Consider the following 21155-nt stretch of genomic DNA (forward strand, 5'->3'; position numbering starts at 1 on the left):
CGTCAGTCCTTGCGCACGAGCAGTGCGGGGGCCGGGGGCGGCGGGGCGCCGAAGACGTAGCGGAAGCCCACCGAGACGATGTCGGCGCTCGAATCCACCACGCCCGCGAAGGCGATGTTGTTGACGTTGTAGTCGCGCCCGAGCCCGGCCAGGATCCGCGAGCGGTCCAGGAAGAAGTGCGAATAGGCGAGGTTGAAGGTCAGCTGCTGGCTCCAGCGGTAGCTTGCGCCGAAGGAGGCGATGTAGCGGTCGCCGTCCGGCAGGCGGACGGAGCGGTTCGTGAAGTCGATGGGCGAAACCTCGTAGCCGAAGCCGGCCCGCAGGGTCAGCGCCGGATTCACGTCGTACTCGCCGCCGATCGAGTAGAGGAACCCGTCCTTGTAGTTGAGGGGCAGGTTGTTGACCGTCACGCCCCGCGTTTTCGAGACGATGCCGATGGAGCCGAGCCTCGACCAGTTGTCCCACTCGAAGCCGAGGTTGACCCGCGCCACGGGGCTGATCGCCTGGGTGAGGCCCACGCTCAGCTTCTCCGGCGTGTTCAGCCGGGCGCGGACCTGCCCGGCGAGCGGCGCCAGGGCCAGGATCGGCACGCCGATGGAGCCGTCGATGTCGTGGTGCACCGAGGAGCGGTAGCCGATGCCCAGCGCCGTGCCGGCCCAGGGCGTGATCGTGGCGCCCGCCGTGAAGCCGACGCCCCAGGATTCGCCCTTGAGGAAGGAGCTCGGATAGGTCTGCGGCAGAAGCCCCGGCAGCGGCAGCGCCTGCCGCAGGGTCAGGCGGAAGTATTCGATGTTCGGCCCGGCGGCGATGGACAGCCACTCGTTGACCTTGAACGCCAGAACCGGGTTGAACGCCAGGGAGAAGATGCGCGACGAGCGGCCGTAGACCTCGCCCGCCCAGACTTGGTTCGGCTTCGTCACGAGGCCGAAGGGCGCGCCCGTCGAGAGGCCGAGCCAGAGGCGGTCGCTGAGCTGGTACGAGGTCGCCCCGGCGGGCACCACCGCGCCCTGACCGATGTCGCCGGAGTCGCCGAGCTGGGCGAAGGCGGGGTTGGTGCCGGCCACCGGGGTGATGCGCGAGGAGAGACCGATATAGGTGAGGTTCTGCTCCGAGACGAAGCCGGGGCTCATCGTGATGACGGCCGGGTTCCAGAACATGGAGGAGAGGCCGCCCGAGCCCGCCGCCGCGCCCGCGAAGGACAACCCTTGCGCCTGCGTGCTCTGTTCGCGGATCCCGAAGGCACCGGCAAAAGCCGCCGTCCCGCCCAGCATCGTCGCCAACAGCGTCGCCGCCCCGATCCGGGCGCCAAGCAACGTCCTCATTTCGTTCCCTCCCCAAGCATCGATGAGCCCGCTATCCGGGTCTTTTACTATGGCGATAGTCTATTCGTGCACTTTGGCGGCACGTTAATTCCGGCGAGATCGGTCTCTCCAAGCATCGGGCGTGCCGCACAATGCTTTCGGCCAGACCTTCCGTATAGGTGAAGACGCTGCCGAAAGCGGAAAAAAATTGCAAGGCCGTTCGACGCCGTGCGACGGCGCGCGCGGGGCGTTTGCCTCCCCTTGTGACATTTCAACCGCACCCCGCCGCCGGGGACGGCATACCTCCAGGCTTCCGGTCGGCATTATGCTTCCTTCCGGACCTCCCTCCGGGGGCAACCGGGCCGAGCGGCGCGACACCCTTGCGCTGTCGTGACGTAATGGGATACTGCTTGCCGTATACGTCAGGTCTGCGGCGCCGGATCGGCGCCCGGACGGGGCTTTCTGCAGGGAGGGAGGGGACGATGGCAGCGTGTCGCGCCGTGATCGGCACTTCGCCCCCGCGTGGCCCGGTCCCGCCCGGCGCCGCGGCGTTGACGCTTCGCGGGCTCCATGGCTACGGTGACCTCGCGCGAGAGAAGGTTACCTGTGTCCGAGCCGCTGTACACTGTAACCCAGCTCGCCCAGGACCTGGGGGTAACGGCGAGGACTGTCCGCTTCTACGAGGACAAGGGGCTGCTGACTCCGCAGCGGGCCGGAAACAACCGGGTCTACAATCATCGCGACCGGGCGCGGCTGATCCTGATCCTGCGCGGCAAGCGGCTCGGCTTCTCCCTCCGGGAAATCAAGGAATATCTCGACCTCTACGACGCCGACCCGACCCGGCAGGAGCAGATGCGCGCCCTGCTGAAGAAGGTGCAGGACCGGATCGACAGCTTGGTCGAGCAGGAGCGGGCGCTGGCCGAGACCCTGGCGGAGTTGCGCTCCATCGCCCAGCAGACGGAAACGGCCCTGGCCGCCCTGCCCCCGGCGCGGAAGGCGCGCGCGCGGTAGGCGGTCCGGCCCCCTCCGCGTCCTCGCGCGCGCAGCGAAGCAATCCAGGGATCCGCCGCGGCCGGAGATGGCCCTCTGCTCGCACTGGCTTCGCCGTCACCCGCGACGCCGGCGAGGGACCTCGAGCCGGAGCCGATCAAGTCGGCTCACGCCCCTCCGTCGTTGCGAGGGGATCCATCGACGGGTGTCGCTCGACCCGATCGGCCACGGCTTACGCTTCTCCTCGCCCCGCAAGCGGGGAGAGGACGTGCTCCACACCTACCCATCCCGAGAGGATCGCATGACCGACGTCGTGATCGCGGGCTATGCCCGCTCGCCCTTCACGCCCGCCAAGAAGGGGGCGCTGGCGCGGGTCCGGCCGGACGACCTCGCCGCGCAGGTGGTGCGCAAGCTCGTGGCGGATACCGGCATCCCCTCCAAGGACATCGAGGACCTGATCGTCGGCTGCGCCTTCCCCGAGGGCGAGCAGGGCTTCAACGTTGCCCGGCTCATCGGGATGCTGGCGGGCCTCGACCTCAATGTCGGCGGCGTCACGGTGAACCGTTTCTGCGGCTCCTCCATGCAGTCGGTCCACATGGCGGCCGGGCAGATCGCGCTGGGGGCGGGCGAAGCCTTCCTCTGCGCGGGCGTCGAGAGCATGAGCCGCGTGCCGATGATGGGCTTCAACCCGATGCCGAACCCCGCGCTCCATGAGCAGCGGCCCGGCGCCTATATCGGCATGGGCGACACCGCCGAGAACGTGGCCCGCCGCTGGGAGATTTCCCGCGCCGAGCAGGAGGCCTTCGCGGTGGACAGCCACCGCAAGGCCGCCGCCGCGCAGGCGCAAGGGCGGCTTTCCGCCGAGATCGTGCCGATCACGACCAAGGGCGGCACCGTCGAGACGGACGGATGCGTTCGTGCCGATGCCAGCGCCGAGGGGCTCGCCGCCTTGAAGCCCGCCTTCCAGCAGACGGGAACCGTCACGGCCGGCACCTCCTCGCCGCTCACCGACGGCGCCTCGGCGGTGCTGGTGTGCAGCGACGCCTACGCCCGCCGCGCCGGCCTGACGCCGCTCGCGCGGGTCGCGGCGGTGGCGATCTCGGGCTGCGAGCCGGAGATCATGGGCATCGGCCCCGTCGCCGCCTCGAAGAAGGCCATGGCGCGGGCGGGCATCACCGCGGACGCGCTGAGCGTGGTGGAATTGAACGAGGCCTTCGCCGCCCAGGCCATCGCCTGCATCCGCGACCTCGGCCTCGACGGGACAACCGTCAACATCGACGGCGGCGCCATCGCGCTCGGCCATCCGCTCGGCGCCACGGGCGCGCGCATCGTCGGCAAGGCGGCCTCGCTGCTCGCCCGCGAGGGCGGCCGCTTCGCGCTGGCGACGCAATGCATCGGCGGCGGCCAGGGCATCGCCACCCTTCTGGAGCGCGTGTGATGACCGGAATCCGCAAAGTCGCCGTCATCGGCGCCGGGGTCATGGGCTCCGGCATCGCCGCCCATGTCGCCAATGCCGGCGTGCCGGTGCTGCTCATGGACATCGTGCCCGAGGGCGCCGCCGACCGGAACGCGCTGGCCAAGGGCGCCGTCGCCCGAATGCTGAAGACGCAGCCCGCCGCCTTCATGTCGCCCCGCGCCGCCAAGCTCGTGGAGGCGTGCAACATCGAGGACCATCTCGACCGGCTGGCAGAGGTCGACTGGATCGTCGAGGTGGTGATCGAACGCCTCGACGCGAAGCAGGCCCTCTACCGCCGCATCGACGCGGTGCGGAAGCCCGGCACGGCGGTCTCGTCCAACACCTCGACCATCCCGCTGGACGCCCTGATCGAGGGGATGCCCGAGGCGTTCGCCAAGGACTTCCTGATCACCCATTTCTTCAACCCGCCGCGCTACATGCGGCTCCTGGAGATCGTGACCGGCCCGAAGACCGACCCGGATCTCGCCGGGGCCGTCGCGGACTTCGCCGACCGCAGGCTCGGCAAGAGCGTCGTGCGCTGCAAGGACCGGCCGGGCTTCATCGCCAACCGGCTCGGCATCTTCTGGATCCAGAACGCCATCGCGGCGGCCGACGACCTCGGCGTGCCGGTGGAGGAGGCGGACGCCATCATGGGCCGCCCCTTCGGCATCCCCAAGACCGGCGTGTTCGGCCTCGTGGACCTCGTCGGCCTCGACCTGATCCCGCACACGACGAAGAGCCTGCGGGCCGCCCTGCCGGAAGGCGACGCCTTCCACGCCACCTACCGCGAGATGCCGCTCATCGCGACGCTGATCGCGGAGGGCTACACAGGCCGGAAGGGCAAGGGCGGCTTCTACCGCCTGAACCGCCAGGGCGGGCAGAAGCTGAAGGAGGCGATCGACCTCAAGACCGGCGTGTACCGCCCCTCCGCCAAGGCCGACCTGCCGGAATTGAAGGGGGCGAAGGGCCCCCGCGCCGTGCTCGACCTCAAGGGCCGCACCGGCGCCTATGCCTGGAGGGTGATCGGCCCGACGCTCGCCTACGCCGCCGGGCTCGTGGGCGAGGCGAGCGACGACGTGGCCGCCATCGATGAGGCCATGCGCCTGGGCTACAACTGGAAGTGGGGTCCCTTCGAGCTGATCGACAGGATCGGCGGTGCCTACCTGGCCGAACGGCTGGCGAAGGGCGGCACGACCGTCCCGCCGATCCTCGCCGGGCTCCAAGGCAAGACCTTCTACCGGGTCGAGAACGGCCAGCGGCAGGTGCTCCAGGCCGACGGCACGTACAAAACAATCGTGCGGCCCGAGGGCGTGCTGCGGCTGGAGGACGTCAAGCTCGCGAGCCAGCCGCTCCTCAAGAACGGCTCGGCGGCCCTGTGGGACATCGGCGACGGCGTGGTGTGCTTCGAGTTCACCTCGCAGGCGAACGCCCTCGATGAACAGATCATGGTCCTGTTGGCCAAGACCATCAAGCTGGTGAAGGCGCAGTACAAGGCGCTCGTGGTCTACAACGAGGGCTCGAACTTCTCGGTCGGCGCCAATCTCGGCCTCGCCCTGTTCGCCGCCAACATCGCCGCCTGGGGCGAGATCGAGAAGCTCGTCAGCCTCGGCCAGCAGACCTACGGACAGCTGAAATACGCCCCCTTCCCCGTGGTGAGCGCGCCGTCCGGCATGGCGCTCGGCGGCGGCTGCGAGATCCTGCTCCACTCCGACGCGGTGCAGGCCCATGCCGAGAGCTATATCGGCCTCGTGGAGGCCGGCGTCGGGCTCGTGCCGGCCTGGGGTGGCTGCAAGGAGATGCTGGCCCGCTGGCAGGCGAACCCGACGCTGCCGAAGGGGCCGATGCCCGCCACCGCCAAGGTGTTCGAGACGGTCTCGACCGCCACCGTGGCCAAGTCGGCGGAGGAGGCGCGCGACCTGCTGTTCCTGCGCCCGGCCGACGGCATCACCATGAACCGCGACCGGCTGCTCGCCGATGCCAAGGCCAAGGCCCTGTCGCTCGTGGAGGGCTACGCGGCGCCCAAGCCCGCCACCCTGACGCTGCCCGGCCCCTCGGGTGCGCTGGCGCTGCGCATGGCGGCGGAGGGCTTCGCCAACCGGGGCATTGCCACCAAGCACGACCTCGTGGTGGCGGGGGAACTCGCCACCGTCCTGTCGGGGGGCGAGGCGGACGGCCTCGATACGCTCGACGAGGCGGCGATCCTCGACCTCGAACGCGAGGGCTTCATGCGCCTCGTGCGGACGGAGGCGACCCTCGACCGGTTCGAGAGCGTGATCGAAACCGGCAAGCCGGTGAGGAACTGACCCGATGCAGACCTACAAGGCTCCCTTGCGCGACATGCGCTTCGTGCTGAACGAGCTGCACGCCGACGCCCAGCCCTTGCCGGGGCTGGAAGACTTCACCCCCGACGTGGCCGACGCCATCCTGGAGGAGGCGGGCAAGTTCTGCACGGAGCGCCTGCTGCCCCTGAACGCCTCCGGCGACGAGGAGGGCTGCCGCCTGGAGAACGGCGTGGTCCGCACGCCGAAGGGCTTTCCCGAGGCCTACAGGGCATTCCGGGAGGGCGGCTGGACCGCCATGGGGGCGGACCCGGCCTATGGCGGCCAGGGCCTGCCGGCGGGCATTAACAAGCTGGTCGAGGAGATGATCTGCTCGACCAACCTCTCCTTCGGCCTCTATCCGGGCCTCAGCCACGGGGCCTATCAGGCGATCGAAGGCCACGCTTCGGACGAACTGAAGGCCGCCTACCTGCCCAAGCTCGTGGACGGCACGTGGTCCGGTACGATGTGCCTGACGGAGCCCCATTGCGGCACCGATCTCGGCCTCCTGCGGACCAAGGCCGTGCCGCAGGGCGACGGCTCTTACGCCGTCACCGGCTCGAAGATCTTCATCTCGGCGGGCGACCACGACCTCACCGAGAACATCGTCCACCTCGTGCTGGCCAAGCTCCCCGATGCCCCGAAGGGCGTGAAGGGCATCAGCCTGTTCCTCGTGCCGAAGTTCCTGCCCCGCGCGGACGGCTCGCCGGGGGAGCGCAACAGGGTCACGTGCTCGGCGCTGGAGCACAAGATGGGCATCAAGGCATCCGCCACCTGCCAGATGTCCTTCGACGACGCCAGGGGCTGGCTGGTCGGCGAGCCGCACAAGGGCCTGCGCGCGATGTTCACGATGATGAACAGCGAGCGGCTCTCGGTCGGCATCCAGGGGCTGGGCGCGGGCGAGGCCGCCTATCAGGGCGCCGTCGCCTACGCCAGGGAGCGGCTCCAGGGCCGCGCGCTCACTGGTGCCAAGCGGCCGGACCTGCCCGCCGACCCGATCCTCGTCCACCCGGACGTGCGGCGGATGCTGATGACGATCCGCGCCTACAACGAGGGCTGCCGGGCGCTCGGCGCCTGGGTCGCCCGCAGCCTCGACGTGATGGAGCACCATCCCGATCCGGCCGAGCGGCGCCGGGCGGAGGATTTCTGCGCGCTGATGACCCCGATCGTGAAGGCGCTGTTCACCGATCTCGGCTTCGAATCGGCCAGCATCGGCATGCAGGTCTATGGCGGCCACGGCTTCATCCGCGACCACGGTATGGAGCAGTATGTCCGCGATGCGCGGATCTCGATGATCTACGAGGGCACCAACGGCGTGCAGGCCCTCGATCTCGTCGGCCGCAAGCTCCCGGCCCATGCCGGGCGGTATCTGCGCAGCTTCTTCCACCCGGTGCTGGCGGCGCTCGACGAGGCGATCGACGACGACGACCTCGCTCCCCTCGCCCAGCCCCTGTCGAAGGCCTTCGGCGCCCTGCAACTCGCCACCGCCCACATCGCACAGAAGGGCCTGAAGGACCCGGACGAGGCGGGCGCCGCCGCCACCGAGTACCTCCGCCTCTTCGGGCTGGTGGCGCTGGGCTACGTCTGGCTGCGCTCGGCCAAGGTCGCCCACGCCGCCCTCAAAGCCGGAACCGACGAGCGTGCCTTCTACGAGGCCAAGCTCACCACGGCCCGCTTCTACATGGAGCGCATCCTGCCCCAGGTCGCCGGCCTGTTGGCGGCGGTGAAGGCGGGCAAGGGCGCGATGATGGCGCTCGACGAGGCGATGTTCTGAACGCCGGCGTCATTGCAAGTGAAGCGAAGCAATCCAGGGTTATCGCCAATCGTGGCGCCGCCCCTGGATTGCTTCGCCGGCGCTCGCCATGACGGTGGGCCAATACGGTGTGGAGCAAAACGAATGGCGGATATTGGAACCCTGGTCGACTCCATCGAGGAGCGATCGGATACCCTCAGCACCCTCGGCTACAAGGTCCGGTTCGACCTGACGGACGGCGGCGGCATCCTCGTGGATGCGACCGGCGGCCGGGTCACCGTCTCGACCGCCGAGGGCACCGAGGCGGATACGGTGATGACGCTGAGTTCCGACAACCTGCTGAAGCTGATCCAGGGCAAGCTCAGCCCGATGATGGCCTTCTCCACCGGACGGCTGAAGGTGCAGGGCTCGCAGGGCGTGGCGATGAAGCTCGCGGGGCTCCTCGACGGGTGAGGGCCTCACCGGAAAGGGCTGGGGACGCCGCCACTGCGATCAGCGCCTGCGCCGCCGGCGACAGCACCGTGTTGTCGTTGTCCCACGACCGGTGCTGCGTCGTCAGGCCCACATCCATCACAGGCGCGCCGCCCTGCGCCACCTGCGCCATCCACCCCAGGCCCGCCTGCGCCGACAGCCCCGTCACCACCGCCGCCGGCGAGGCGTCCCCGTCCACCGCGTTCGCCTGCGTCAAGACCCGCGCCGTCTTGCCCGTCCCGGTCTGGACCTCCTGACCGGACTCGGACTCGACCGTGACGCCCGCCGACCGGATCGTCAGCGCCATCGCCCCGTCGGTCGCCTGCATCACGCCTGAGGCCGCCCCGATCGCTTGGTAGCCGCTGCCGCCGTGGCCCGAGCCCGCCGTGGCCACCGCCCCGGACAGCTGGTTCACCGCGCCCGAGACGTTCTGGCTCACCTCGTTCGTGAAGCCGATCACGGTCCGGCTGCGCGTCACCGCGCTGTGCGAGACTTGGCCCTGGGACAGCAGGGACAGGTTGCGCCCGGCCGCCACCGTGACGTCCCCGCCCGAGGCGATGTCCGTCGCGGTCAGCGTCGCGTCGTTCCCGGCGGTGATCACGACCCCCGTCCCGCCGACGATGGCCGAGGCCTCCGCCGTCGTCGTGTCGCCGGCCACCGTCGTGGACTTCGAGTGGTAGCCCGCCGAGGTCGAGACCCCGTTGCCGTCGACCGAGGCGCCGATCCCCACGCCCGCGACGCTGCGCTGGGTCACGCTCAGCGTCCGGTTCGTGCCCGGATCGACGGTCAGGTCGTGATCCGCCGCCAGGCGCGCGACCCCGCCCGCCACCACCGCCGAGCCCGTGACCGCGAGGTTCTGCCCCGCCACGACGGTCACGTTGCCGCCCGCGTCCAGCGTGGTGGGCGCGTTCGTGCTCTCGTCGACGGCCCCGCCGACGCGCTTGGTGCGCCAGACGTCGAGATGGCCGCCGCTGCCGAACAGGCCGAACCCGCCGACAGTCAAATAATGATCAATCCGCCTCTATGATCTTCTGTTTTTCAAACTCAAATATTTCATTTGCAAGTGGATCTCTATTATAAAAATCTTCCATAAAACCATCAACCTGCCATGATTTCGGCGATATATTTATTGCTCCGTTTAAATAAATTTTCACGTGCCAATTTACAGGTAAAGATGTTGTTACAATTTCAAAGGCGGCAGCGTGATGATATCCCATAGTTGCAAATCCAGGATCTACATCGTTGCTGATTAGTTGAAAATATTTGACGCAATTAGGATCGATGTATATACCCATCACATGGTAATTCTTCCCTATATTTAGCCACGCAGATGTATTAGTCTCCGCGCCGTCGGAATTTATGTATTTGACGCACTTGATTTTCATGGTGAGCCTGGCACTCCCTTATTGTAAACTGCCTTATAATCCAGATCATAGAGCACTGCTCCGGTAGTAGGATTTTTGTAAAAATGCACCTGAAAATCACCGGATGGACTTTGAAATGTTTCGGTAGTGTATTTACCGTATCCCGTTGGGATCGCAGGGTTCTTTAGGTCAGATGGCTGAATAATCATCTTGGACGAGTTGACTGCATCTGCTGTCAACTGACCATTTTTAGTAAATGGCGAACGGGCTGACTGATTTCGTAATTGGTCAGCTAGCCTACCTGCATTCGCCGCGTTTGAGGCCTTTCCTGCAACATTGCTTATTTTTCCGAATGCTAAGCCTGTCGCGGAGGCAATGAGAACCCCAGCTGCAAGCATAGCACCCGCCTGCATCGTGGCCTGTGATCTATTACCTCCTGTGTCATCCCATGATCGACCGCTCAGAAAGCCAAAGATTGCCTTGCTCGTCGCGGTAGTCGCGCTTGCGAGGGCATCCCCAACAGTCGCGTCGATGATCTTCGACGCTACATACGCTTTCAGCGGGCCGAGAGGTCCTCCGAGCGCGACCTGTAGCGCAAGGTTTGCTGCCGTGACTTGCCACGTCGGAAGCGAGTCAACCACATCCGCCAGCTGACCCATCCGTGTCAGCAGCTGTTCGCCATTCGATTGCTCGGCGGTAACCGACAAGGCGGGCAGCCTGACCGTTACGTCGAGAGCGTTCGGGTCTGCTTGATCATCGGTCGGCGGATTAGGATCCGAACTCTGACTCTGCCAGCCCTCGCTAGTGCCTCGTGCCGCCGCTTGGACGACTGCTCCGAACTGCTCTGCAAAAGCCGGGTTCGCAAACAGCGCATCGACTGCTTCGGGCGTCGCGCCCTTGTCAATCAACTCCTGCCTGAACTCGGTCGCCGAACTCAGCTTGTCGCCTTTGGACACCCCCGACAGGGAGGATGGCAGCGCGCCAAGGCCATGACCCAGGGCTGCTGCGACTTGGTTAATCCCCTCCCGGATCCCCTGAAAGCCGCTTGCGATCTCGCGCACGGATGAGTCCGACCCGTAGAACTTGACCCCCGACGAGGTGTCCTTCGTCACCGCCTGCGCCTGCGACGGATCCCGATTGATCGAAGCGACGTCCTGCGTCTGGTGCGCGGGGTCTCGGATCGTGATCGTCCCCGCCCCGATCGTTCCCCGGCTCACACCCTCCTTGTCGTGATCCGCCACCTGCCCGGAGATCGACGCCCCCACCGGACGCCCGTCCGGTGTCGTCGTAGGCTGCGGCTGGCCCTTCCCGTCGCTGCCCCCCGTCGTGACGTTCGCCCCCACCATCACGTCGAGGGAGCTCCCCCGGTCGTGATCCTGCAGGTCCGTCACCGTCAGCGTGCCGGTGCTCAGGCTCAGGTTCCCCGTCCCCGAGGCGATCACCGCCCCGTCCACCTGCGTGTGGCCGCCGACGTCGATCCTCAGCCCGTCATCCGCGTGGATCGTCGTCTGATGATCCGTCCAGGCCCGGTCGCTCGTGCTCCGGCCCCCGCCGAGCGAGAGCGAACCCGAACTCGGGTCGGTCCCAACCCCGATCGTCACGCTGGCCGAGGCGTGGAACGATGTACTGCCGCCCTGCGCCGTGTCCTGCCGCGAGGCCACCGTCAGGTCGCCCCCCACCGTCACCGCCACGTCCGGCGCGCCGATGGTCGCCCCGGCCACCGTCGTGTCACGGCCCGACGTCAGGCTCAGCCCCGTCCCGGCCGAGAGCTGCGCGTTCCCGTTCGTCGTGCTCTGCGAGCCGCCCCGCGACTGGGACACCGCCCCGTTCGCCGTGAACCCCACCGTCGCGCCGCCGAGCCCGACGCTTCCGCCGAGCCCCGCCCCGACCTGCCACGCCGAGGCCGCTTGCGAGGAGGACCCACTGGACACCGCGCTCTCGATCGTCAGGTCGCGCCCCGCCACCACGTCGAGCCGGGCCCCGGCCTGTGCCTGCGTGCCCTGCAGGTGCGCATCCCGACCCGCCGACAGCGTGATCGAGCCCGCCGCCTGGATCGTCGTCGGTCGCTGCGTGTCGCTCTGCGCGTCGTTCCGGCTCTGGCTGTGCGAGGCTCCGATCGTCGCGCTGGCCGAGAGGGCCGGGTGCGTCAGCGCCATCGCCCCGTCGGTCGCCTGCATCACGCCTGAGGCCGCCCCGATCGCTTGGTAGCCGCTGCCGCCGTGGCCCGAGCCCGCCGTGGCCACCGCCCCGGACAGCTGGTTCACCGCGCCCGAGACGTTCTGGCTCACCTCGTTCGTGAAGCCGATCACGGTCCGGCTGCGCGTCACCGCGCTGTGCGAGACTTGGCCCTGGGACAGCAGGGAGAGGTTGCGCCCGGCCGCCACCGTGACGTCGCCGCCCGAGGCGATGTCCGTCGCGGTCAGCGTCGCGTCGTTCCCGGCGGTGATCACGACCCCCGTCCCGCCGACGATGGCGGAGGCCTCCGCCGTCGTCGTGTCGCCGGCCACCGTCGTGGACTTCGAGCGGTAGCCCGCCGTGGTCGAGACCCCGCTGTCGTCGACCGACGCGCCGATCCCCACGCCCGCGACGCTGCGCTGGGTCACGCTCAGCGTCCGGTTCGTGCCCGGATCGATGGTCAGGTCGTGACCCGCCGCCAGGCGCGCGACCCCGCCCGCCACCACCGCCGAGCCCGTGACCGCGAGGTTCTGCCCCGCCACGACGGTCACGTTGCCGCCCGCGTCCAGCGTGGTGGGCGCGTTCGTGCTCTCGTCGACGGCCCCGCCGACGCGCTTGGTGCGCCAGACGTCGAGGGTGCCACCGCCGCCGAACAGGCCGAGCCCGCCGCTCGTCGCGCTCACCGTACTCGTGTGCCGGTCCTGCCCCGCCTGCAGCGCCACGGAGCCGGCGGCGCTGACGGTGAGATCGTCCCCAGCGGAGAGATGGCTGGCCGTGACCGTGAGGTCGCTGCCCGAGACGATCGTCAGCGCCCCGCCCGCCGACACGTCCGAGGCGTGGGTCGTGGTGTCGGTCTGCGTGGCGCGCAGCGTCCGCGACGCAAACAGGCCGCCCTTGCGCGCGAACGCCGTGGTTGCGGTGCTGTCTTCCGTCGCGGTGATAGAGACCGGACCCTTCGCCGCGAGGACCGCGTCTCCCCCGGCGGCGATCGTCGAGCCCTGCACGGCGAGGCTCCCGCCAGCCACGGCGACGAGCTGTCCCCCGGCCGCGACCGTGCCGCCGAGCTGAGTGGTGGAGGATGTGACCGTCCAGTGGTTCTTGCCGCCGGCGATGGCGGTGGTCGACACGGCCTGGCTGGCGATCAGGATGTTCCCGCCGGCGAGGAGCGTGAGGTCGCCACCCGAAACGATGCTTCCACCGCGATCGCTCAGGTCGCCGCTCGTAAAGATCGAGACGGTCGAGCCGGAGACCATTCCTCCGGCCTGCGCCACCTGCTGCGGTACGGCGCCGGTGCCGACATCGACGACCCGGCGTTCGTTCAGGAACGTCCCCGCGTCGATGATCATGGCACCGGTGGCGAGCAGGTTGCCGGTGTTGGTGACGCGGTCGGCGGCGATGAAGACGTCGTCGCCGGAGATCTGTCCGCCCGTACTCGGGGCGTAACGGTCGGTGTAGCCGGGAGGCAGGATCAGCACGGGGGCCAGCGTGGTCTGCCCGTCGATCACCCGGTTCTCGTACCAGAGCATCGGTGCGGTCACCGCCGCCTTCTGGGCGTCGCTGAGCGTGTCGCCGAGATGCACCTCCGGATGCGCCTTCAGGTAGTCGACCGTCCCCTGGTACAGGGCTTGGCGCTGCTGCTCCGGGTTCGTGTAGGACGGGTCAAGGAGCGCCCGGCCGGTCCGCTCCACCAAGGCCTGACGGATCAGCCCCTGCTCGACGGTGGGGTCCGCGAAGACCCGGAGCCCTGCGGAACGGCGGCTGTCACCCACCTGGGAGAGGATCCAGTCCGGCCCCCGCTCGCCCGCCCCCGGCAAGGGCGCGGCGTGCAGGTAGACGATGCCGGAGACGGTGTCCGTGCGGGCGGGGGCGTTGATCGCGGCGTTGATGCCGCCGGACAGCCGGGCGGAGGCAACGCGACCGGATGCGGTGTCGCCCGTTCCGAGAACGCCGCCGCCCGCCGTTTTCACCGTCGCTGCGGTGAGGCTGCCCCCGCTCGCCTGGGACGCGAGGTCGATCGTGCTCCCGCCTATGTGCGGAGTAGGAGTGACGACGGTCGGCCCCGCGAGGCCGTTGACGACGACCTGGGCGGCGATCGCCACGGTCGGGCCGGTGATCGTGCCGGTGTTGGTCAACCTTCCGGCCACGATCCGGACGCCGCCATCGCCTTCCATCAGGGCGGGCGTTTCGGCGGGGCCGTTCAGCCAGCCCTGGAAGTACACTCGGCCGAGGTTGACCGAGCCGCCGACCTTGTACATCCGCAGGTAGGAACCGGTCTGGCGGCTCACGTTGTCCACCGTCGTGGCCCTGAGCCCGAGCACGCCTCCCGCGTGGATCACGGACGCATCGTTGCGGATCGCCCCGGCCTGAACGATCAGGTTTCCCCCGGCGACGATCTGGGCCGCGTCCGATGTCTCCGTCGTCGTCGTGGTGAAGTCTGCATACTTCTTGCGGGACTTGGTGGCGTGGGTGCTGGGCCTCACCACGGTCGTGTTTACGCTCTGCGCGGTGCGGGTGTTGGTGACCGTGCCCCCGGCCATGAGCGAGAGGCCGCCGGAGGCCTGGATCGTCGAGGCGGTGTTGATGATGTTGCCGGTGGCCCGGAGCTCACCGTTTCCACGCGTGAAGATTTGAGCGCCAACGCTCGATGCGCTGCCGACGACGAGATTGCTGCCGGTAATCAGGGTGAGATCGCCCTGTGAGGCGATCGTGCCCAGGACGGTCAGGTCGCCTGCGACCTTCAGCGCGAGACGCCCTTGGGCGACTGTGAGGGATCGACCGGCGTCGACGGTGAAACCCTGCCCGGTCATTTCAAGTCCGAGATCGCCGCCGAACGCGAACAGACCCTTGGCCTCGTCGTTGAGGCCGTAGAGGTCGAGATCGGCGGTCGAGGCGTGCAGATCGGCGAGCGAGGCCGCGCGGATCGCCGCGTACGGTCCGTTGGACAGCGCACCGGAAACGGTGATCGCCAGGCCGGGCGCCTCGAGCGTGGCGACCTGTCCGGCCGAGCCACGATTAGTGAACGAAGCTGCTTTGATTGCCGCAGTGTCGGAGGCTGTGATCGTTCCGGCGTTCGAGGCCGAGCTGCGCAGTTCCAAGCTGATCTTGCCAGCGCCGATGCGTGCGCCGGTCTGGTTGTCGAGCGTGGAGCCGGAGGCCGTCGCCGTCCCTGCCGCCTCGATCCGCCCGGAATTGGCGATTCCGGTGCCGACTGTCAGCCCAAGATCCTTGGCGGTGATCGTCCCGCGATTGGTGAGGCCGCCGTCGAGGGACATCGTGAGACTGTCATCGGTGGAGATCGAACCGGAATTGCTGGCATCTCCCTTGACGGTGAGCTGCGCGACGCCCGCCGAAAGGGTGCCTCCGGAGCGAACGTCGAGGGATCCGGCATGAAGATCGAGCCGGCCCGCCGCCGAGATCTCACCGGCATCAGTCGACGCAGCCTTGACAGTGAGGTCGAGGTTGCGGGCCCGAAGCCGGGCGCCGGTCCCATCGCTGTAGCTGTAGGCCGTGACCGTCCCGTCGCGGCTGAAGATGATCTGGCCCTCGTTACCGAAGGCACCCGCGAGCGTCAGGGTGCCGGCTCCGTTAGCGAGAACGGAGCCTCCGTTCGACAGGCTCGCCGCGGTGATGGCGATGTCCCCCGTCGACTCGATACGCCCACCGTTTGTGGCCGCTCCGGTCAGCGTGAGATGGAGACCCGCCGCTGCGATCCGTCCACCGGACTCGTTCTTGAGGTCGCCTCCCTTCACGTCGAGGCCGGAGGCGGAAATGAGCTGTCCCAGGGTCAGAAGGCGACCCGTGCCAAGGCTTATGACGACGTCCGCGCCCCCCAACCGGGCGGAGGACGTCGTGGCCTCGAAGCCGGTGGCGGTTAGAGTGAGCTTGCCCCCGGCGATGATGTCGCCTGTCGACGTGACGACGCTGTCCACGGTCAACGAGAGATCGCCCTTTTGGGCCATCAGGCTGCCTCGGTTGACCACCGGGCCGCCCGCTGAAAGCGTCAATCCGTCGATGGCGTTGATCAGGCCCGTATTGGCGAGGTCTTTGCCGGCGGTGAAACGCCCGGAGGTTCCGGCGATCATGCCGCTGTTGGTGAGCTTGCCGTCTGCGGTCACCGTCACGCTGGCCTGGCCGGTGACGGTCCCGGCATTCACAAGATCGCCACCGGAGGTGAAGCGAACGGTAGGAGCGTTGAAGCTGGCGGTGTCCTTGAGGGTGATGGTGTCGGCGGCCAGGACGATGTCCGTAGCGGCGACCGCCAGTCCCGCGCTGACGAATCCCTTGGTCACGGTGGCCGTGATCCGGCTGCCGGACATCTGCGCAGATGTGTCGGCCGTGAAGCTGTCGCCTTTCAGCGTGACGACGCCTGCCGCGATGATGTCGCCACCGCTCGTCATCGCTCCGGTCGCGGTCAGGGTGAGATCCCCCGCCGCCGCGTAGAGATGTCCGGGCGAGGTGAGATTGCCCGCGGATGCCGTGAGGGCGCCGCCGCCGTACAAAGTCCCTTCGTTGGTCAGATCCCCGGAAACGATGAGCGACGTCAGCGTCCCTCCACCCGCCACCACCCCGCCGTTGGTGAGGGAGGCCGCCTGGAGCGTCAGCGCGGTCTGGCCGAGCACCGTGCCGAGGGTCGCGAAGGCGCCGGTGACGAGGAGGTCGGCCGTCTGCCCGGCCAGGACGGCTTGGGCCGAGTTGGCCGTGTAACCTTGCGCCCGCAGGGTCAGGGTGCCGTCGGTGGCGATCGTGCCGTCGTTGCGCACCAGCCCAGCGGCGGTCACGCCGAGGGTGCGGGCCGAGAGGATGCGGCCGAGGTTGGTGAGCGGGCCGCCGACGCCGAGGGTGAGGTCGCCGCCGTAGACCGTCCCGGTCGCGCCGTTCACGACCTCCGGCGCCGTCAGCGTGGTGCTCACGCGGCCGTAGAGGGAGCCGTCGTTGACGAGCCCGTCGCGCAGGGTGAGCAGCAGGTCGTCCTGCACGAGCCCGCCCGTGGCGGTGATCGTCAGGCGGCCGCCCACGGCGAGGTCGAGGTTGGGATTGTCGAGGACCGTGCCCAGGGTCAGCCCGTCGCGGGCATCGACGGCGAGGCGGCCTCCGGCCTCGAAGCCCGTGCCCTGCCCGAGGGTGACGGCGCGGCCGGAGACGCTGACGTCGCCCTGCGCCGCGAAGGCCGAGCGGTCGGTCCGGACGCTGGTTTGCCCCGCAAGCGCGATCGCCGCCGCCCCGACCTGCAGGTCGCCCGCCGCGACGGTGTCCCCTTCGATCGCCACCCGGCCGTAGGCCGAGACGGTGCCGCTCGCCGTCAGTGCCCCGGCGGCGGTGAGCGAGACGTCGCGGCCGGAGACCAGGGTGCCCTTGGCCGAGAGGTCCTCCAGGGTCTCCGCGACGATCGCATCGTTGGCGATCAGGAGCGAGCCCGGAGCGAAAATGGCCGAGCGGCCCTCGACGGTGATGCGCCCCACGGCCTCGTTACGGCCGGTCACCGTGACCGCTCCGTCGGCCTGCACCCGCAGGTCGCCCGCGCTCGAAGAGGCGGCCATTCTCAGGTCGCCGAAGCTGCGGATTTCGATCGGCCCCGACAGGGCCGTGAGCGTCCCGTCGAGCACGATGCCGAGGTTGGCATCCTGCGACAGCACCGAGATCGTCCCGGCCCGGATTGTCCCGCCCGCGCTCGACGCGATGGCGGGGCCGGTGACCGCCGCCGCCCCCGCGAGCGGCGTGGCGAGGTCCCCGGCGGCGTCGTAGGTCATCGCCCCGGCGCGCAGGCGCACGGCGCCCTGGGCCACCACCGGGCCGTCAAGGCGCAGCTGGCGCCCGATCAGGTCGATCCGGCTGATGGTCTCGCCGTTGCCGCCCGACAGGCCCGCCCCGCCCACGGAGACCGTGCCCACGGTGACGGCGTAGCTCACCGTGCCGGCGGTATAGTCCGGGCTCGGCACGCCGGTCGTCAGCGTCACCCGGCCGGCATTGATGAAGGTGCAGCCGACGCAGCCGACCCCGTTGGGGTTGGCCACCACCACGTCGGCGCGGCCGCCGAACACCTCGGTCGGCCCGTTGAGCGTCGAGGTGCCGGTGCCGGTGACCTCGTTGACGATGACGCTCGCCGGGCGGCTGTGCGCGAGATTGGGGTTGGCGCCGACCGCGCCGCCGATCACCGAGGTGCCGCCGACGCCGGAGTTGTTGAGGATGACGCCGCGGGTATCGACGTCGTAGCGCTGGAACTTGTTGTGCGAGACCCCGCCGAAGCTCGGCGTGGTGATGGCGATGACCGGCGTGCCGTTGCCCGAGACGCCGACCCCCGGCCGGAACTGGATCGGCGCCCGGGGATCGGCGATCTGCTGCGCCTGCGCGAGGGTTGCCAGCGGCGGCTGCACCAGCAGCACCAGGGCCGCGACGACGCTCACCGCCCGCCGGACCGGGCGGGGCAGGCCGCAGGGCGAGGCGAGATCGGCCGGCGGGGCGGTGTGGTCGGAGGTCGGGCGCGTCATCCCCAATCCCATCGTCGTGACGGCCCACCCCGCTGCGGGCGCGGGCCGTCGGGTCGGCTTGCGTATGCGGGAGGGTCGGGCGGTCAGTTCTCGGCCTTCCAGGCCTTGGCCGCCGCCTGCGCCTTCGCGACCTGATCGTCCGAGAGCTGCGCGGTGACGCGCTGGAGTGCGGCGGCGGCGCCCGGATGCTGCCGGGCGGAGGCGAGGTTGTAGTAAAGGTGCGCCTTGGTGAAGTCCCGGGGCACCGCCCGCCCGGCCTCGTAGGCCGCGCCCAGCTCGAACAGCGCCACCGGGTTGCCCTTGGCCGCCGCCCGCTCGAAGAAGGCCAGTGCCTTGGCCGGGTCGGCCGGCACGCCGAGGCCGTCGCGGGTGGCGAAGCCCAGGGCGTTGATCGCCCCGATATGTCCCTTCGCGGCGGCCTGCTCGTACAGGGCGATCGCCTTGCCCAGGTCCTTTGGCGTGCCGCGCCCGTCGGCGTACAGCCCGGCGCAGTTGAAGGCGCCGTCGGCATCGCCCTTCTCGGCGGCCTTGCAGATCAGCTCGAAGGCGGCCGCGTAATCCTGCAGCACCCGCTCGCCGCGGTAGTGCATCAGGCCGAGGCGATTCATCGCCCGGGCGCTGCCCTTCTCGGCGGCGGCGAGGTAGAGGATCCGGGCCTTGTCGAAGTCGGCCTGCACGCCGACGCCGAGCTCGGCCATGCGGCCGAGGTAGAAGGCGCCGTCCGGGTCGCCGTAGCCGTAGGCCTCGTCGAAGGCCTTGAGGGCCTCGTCGTACCGGCGGTCCTCCAGGGCCTTCAGCCCGGCCGCGACCCGGCTCGCGCCCTCGGCCGGGTCGGCCTTGTCCGGGTTGGGCTGGGTCGCCTGGAAGGTCGGGGCTGGCTTGTCCGCTGCCGGGGGTGTCGTGGCGGGTGTGGCGGCGGTGGGCGCCTTCTTCGCCTCGGCGGCGAGCGGCTTCGGACCATCGTTGAACGTCGCCCCCAGCAGCACCGCGAGGGCGGCGATCAGGCGGCGCGCATGATGAGCCATCGGTCGGGGATCCATCAGAAGAGTTGGGCGGAGGCGGTGAGGTACAGTTCGGGTCGGTAGGTGTCCCGGCGGGCCGGGAGTCCCGCCTGGAAGACCGGCTGAGCCACGGTCAGGTCGAGGCTGAAGCGGCCCTGCCGGTAGCGGACGCCGCCGCCGACCGAGCCGCGCGCGCCCAGCACCTGCTCGGCGATGGCGCGGCCGCCGCCGACCGTCGCGAAGGCGTAGACCTGCGTGGCGCCGCCGACCTCGTCGAGGAACACGAGGTCGCCCCGGTGCGCGCCCAGCAGCCACGCCATCGGCAGGCCGGTGGCGAACTCGGCCCGGGCCACGGCCCCGCGGTCGGTCCGGAACGGCATCCGGGTGAAGCCGCGCACGGTCGTGACGGAGCCCAGGATCAGTTGGTCGTCGGCGTAGAGGGGGGCGTTCGTCCACTGGCCGGACAGGTCGAGCTTGAGCGACCCGACGCCGTCGAAGGCCTGCGCGAAGCTGAGGAGGCCATCGACCTTGAGAAACTGCGCCCTCGGCACGTCGAAGGGCGGGTCGATGGGATCGCGGGTGGCGGTGAGGATCCTGAGCCCGTGGCTGACGCCGAGGGAGGCGACGAGCTGCGCGGCGTCGTAGAAGTGCTGGTGGGTGACCGCGCCGCGCAGGACGCTGACCGTCTGCGGCGTGAGGGCGCCGTCGTTGATGAAGCGGTCGAGGCGGCGCCAGTTCAAACCGGCGTCCAGGCTCGTCTGCTGCGTCCGGTCCCGGGAGAGGATGACGCTCGCGTTGAGCGCCCCCGTGTAGAGCTGCGTGAACAGGTCGGCGTAGCGGCCGATGGGCGTCAGGTATTCCGAGTAGCCGCCGTCGAGGGACAGGGTGAGCCAGCGCACCGGAAGCGCCACGCTGGCGCGCAGCTCGTTGCTGTCCAGGCCCCCGGCATAGGAGGTGGCCCAGGCGTCGTTGAGGCCGATCAGGTTGTCCTTGAAGACGTCGAGCCGGGCACGCTCGGCCGGCAGCGTGCCGTTGCCGTTCAGCGTGTTGCCGTTCATCTCGTAGCCCGCGAAGACGCGGAAGGAATCCGCGCGCGGGTTGGCCAGCACGACCGTCGAGGTGCCGGGCTCCTCGCCCGGTTCGAGCTTGGCGCTGGCCTTCTGCGAGGGCACGCGGTTGAGCTGGTCGATGCCCTGTTGCAGGCGGTCGATTTGCAGGACGTCGCCAGGGTCGAGCGGCACGGCGAGCCACGCCTTGAGGCCGCCGGCCGTGTCCGGCGGGATCAGCTGGAAGCGGTCGAGCCCGTTGTCGAGGGTGGCGAGCAGGGCGGACACCTTCTTGGCGCCGTCCCAGGGCCCGGTGGCGGTCCACAGGTTGGCCCAAGCCTGGGCCGGCGTCTCATCGGCCTCGGTCTCCCGGTAGGCGATGCGGCCGACCCGGCCGGGGACGATCTCGATCCGCAGGGCGCGGCTCGCCCGCAGGTCCTGGGGCGGGACGTAGGCCTGGGTGGTGACGTAGCCCTGTCCGGCGTAGACTTCGTTGATGGCGCCGACGATGGCCCCGGCGGAGGTGTTGCCGAGGCAGACGGCGGCGCGGGGCGCGACGGCCTCCCGCACGGCCTGCGGGCTCACGAGGGTGATCCCGGAGACGACCACCGTATCGACCGCCACGCAGGGCTCGTGTTCGCCGCCGGACTTGCCCGCCATGGCGGGGTCGGTGGCGATCTCCACCGTCTGCCCCGCGGCGGCCGGAGCGGCTCCGGCCTCAGCCTCGGCCGATCCGAGCACAGCCAGGAGCACAGCCAGGAGCACGGCGAGGCAGGCCGGTGCCAAGCAGGGGAG

General features: G+C 69.4%; 11 protein-coding genes. 5 read left to right on the forward strand and 6 right to left on the reverse strand.

The genetic code is table 11. From position 1 onward, the window contains the following. Window positions 1-2 precede the first annotated feature (2 nt). Window positions 3-1322, reverse strand: coding sequence for an OmpP1/FadL family transporter (locus tag MFF06_RS11650; protein WP_370876750.1), 1320 nt, complete (start codon window positions 1320-1322; stop codon window positions 3-5). Between the two features lie 585 nt (window positions 1323-1907). Between MFF06_RS11650 and MFF06_RS11655 the strand changes: the two genes are divergently transcribed. The 5 genes from MFF06_RS11655 (at window position 1908) to MFF06_RS11675 (ending at window position 8271) form a co-directional block, all read left to right on the forward strand. After that, on the forward strand, window positions 1908-2312 hold the full coding sequence (locus MFF06_RS11655; RefSeq protein ID WP_238203936.1) for a MerR family transcriptional regulator: 405 nt from the start codon (window positions 1908-1910) through the stop codon (window positions 2310-2312). Between the two features lie 280 nt (window positions 2313-2592). Beyond that, complete coding sequence (locus tag MFF06_RS11660; protein WP_238203937.1) at window positions 2593-3729, forward strand: thiolase family protein; 1137 nt, start codon at window positions 2593-2595, stop codon at window positions 3727-3729. After that, window positions 3729-6050 carry a 3-hydroxyacyl-CoA dehydrogenase/enoyl-CoA hydratase family protein gene (locus MFF06_RS11665; protein WP_238203939.1) on the forward strand — a complete coding sequence of 774 codons (2322 nt, stop codon included), beginning with the start codon at window positions 3729-3731 and terminating at the stop codon, window positions 6048-6050. Before MFF06_RS11660 ends, MFF06_RS11665 begins: the two co-directional genes overlap by 1 nt. Window positions 6051-6054: 4 nt before the next feature. Further along, window positions 6055-7839, forward strand: coding sequence for an acyl-CoA dehydrogenase C-terminal domain-containing protein (locus MFF06_RS11670; RefSeq protein ID WP_238203941.1), 1785 nt, complete (start codon window positions 6055-6057; stop codon window positions 7837-7839). Window positions 7840-7962: 123 nt separating this feature from the next. Next, a complete protein-coding gene (locus MFF06_RS11675; RefSeq protein WP_238203943.1) occupies window positions 7963-8271 on the forward strand; it encodes an SCP2 sterol-binding domain-containing protein in 309 nt (102 codons plus the stop codon). Here MFF06_RS11675 and MFF06_RS11680 read toward each other — a convergent pair. The 5 genes from MFF06_RS11680 to MFF06_RS11700 all read right to left on the reverse strand — a co-directional run bounded on the left by MFF06_RS11680 (window position 8180) and on the right by MFF06_RS11700 (window position 21146). Further along, on the reverse strand, window positions 8180-9292 hold the full coding sequence (locus MFF06_RS11680) for a hemagglutinin repeat-containing protein (protein WP_238203945.1): 1113 nt from the start codon (window positions 9290-9292) through the stop codon (window positions 8180-8182). The two genes, MFF06_RS11675 and MFF06_RS11680, sit on opposite strands and share 92 nt — an antisense overlap. 7 nt (window positions 9293-9299) lie before the next feature. Then, entirely contained in the window at window positions 9300-9584 is a 285-nt protein-coding gene (locus MFF06_RS11685) for a hypothetical protein (protein ID WP_238203946.1), read from the reverse strand. Between the two features lie 86 nt (window positions 9585-9670). After that, window positions 9671-18313: a hemagglutinin repeat-containing protein gene (locus tag MFF06_RS11690; protein WP_238203947.1), complete on the reverse strand. Its 8643-nt coding sequence runs from the start codon at window positions 18311-18313 to the stop codon at window positions 9671-9673. Window positions 18314-18396: 83 nt separating this feature from the next. Beyond that, entirely contained in the window at window positions 18397-19338 is a 942-nt protein-coding gene (locus MFF06_RS11695) for a tetratricopeptide repeat protein (RefSeq protein ID WP_238203948.1), read from the reverse strand. Window positions 19339-19352: 14 nt separating this feature from the next. Next, window positions 19353-21146, reverse strand: coding sequence for a ShlB/FhaC/HecB family hemolysin secretion/activation protein (locus MFF06_RS11700; RefSeq protein ID WP_238203949.1), 1794 nt, complete (start codon window positions 21144-21146; stop codon window positions 19353-19355). Window positions 21147-21155 lie beyond the last annotated feature (9 nt).

Source organism: Methylobacterium aerolatum (assembly GCF_022179085.1).
In the GTDB taxonomy this organism is placed as follows: Bacteria; Pseudomonadota; Alphaproteobacteria; order Rhizobiales; family Beijerinckiaceae; genus Methylobacterium; species Methylobacterium aerolatum.

Bases quoted from the DNA above. Each gene is read 5' to 3' on its own strand.
- MFF06_RS11650 (WP_370876750.1), bottom strand. From the start codon at position 1,322: ATGAGGACGTTGCTTGGCGCCCGGATCGGGGCGGCGACGCTGTTGGCG.
- MFF06_RS11670 (WP_238203941.1), top strand. From the start codon at position 6,055: ATGCAGACCTACAAGGCTCCCTTGCGCGACATGCGCTTCGTGCTGAAC.
- MFF06_RS11690 (WP_238203947.1), bottom strand. From the start codon at position 18,313: ATGACGCGCCCGACCTCCGACCACACCGCCCCGCCGGCCGATCTCGCC.
- MFF06_RS11665 (WP_238203939.1), top strand. From the start codon at position 3,729: ATGACCGGAATCCGCAAAGTCGCCGTCATCGGCGCCGGGGTCATGGGC.
- MFF06_RS11685 (WP_238203946.1), bottom strand. From the start codon at position 9,584: ATGGGTATATACATCGATCCTAATTGCGTCAAATATTTTCAACTAATC.
- MFF06_RS11660 (WP_238203937.1), top strand. From the start codon at position 2,593: ATGACCGACGTCGTGATCGCGGGCTATGCCCGCTCGCCCTTCACGCCC.
- MFF06_RS11675 (WP_238203943.1), top strand. From the start codon at position 7,963: ATGGCGGATATTGGAACCCTGGTCGACTCCATCGAGGAGCGATCGGAT.
- MFF06_RS11695 (WP_238203948.1), bottom strand. From the start codon at position 19,338: ATGGCTCATCATGCGCGCCGCCTGATCGCCGCCCTCGCGGTGCTGCTG.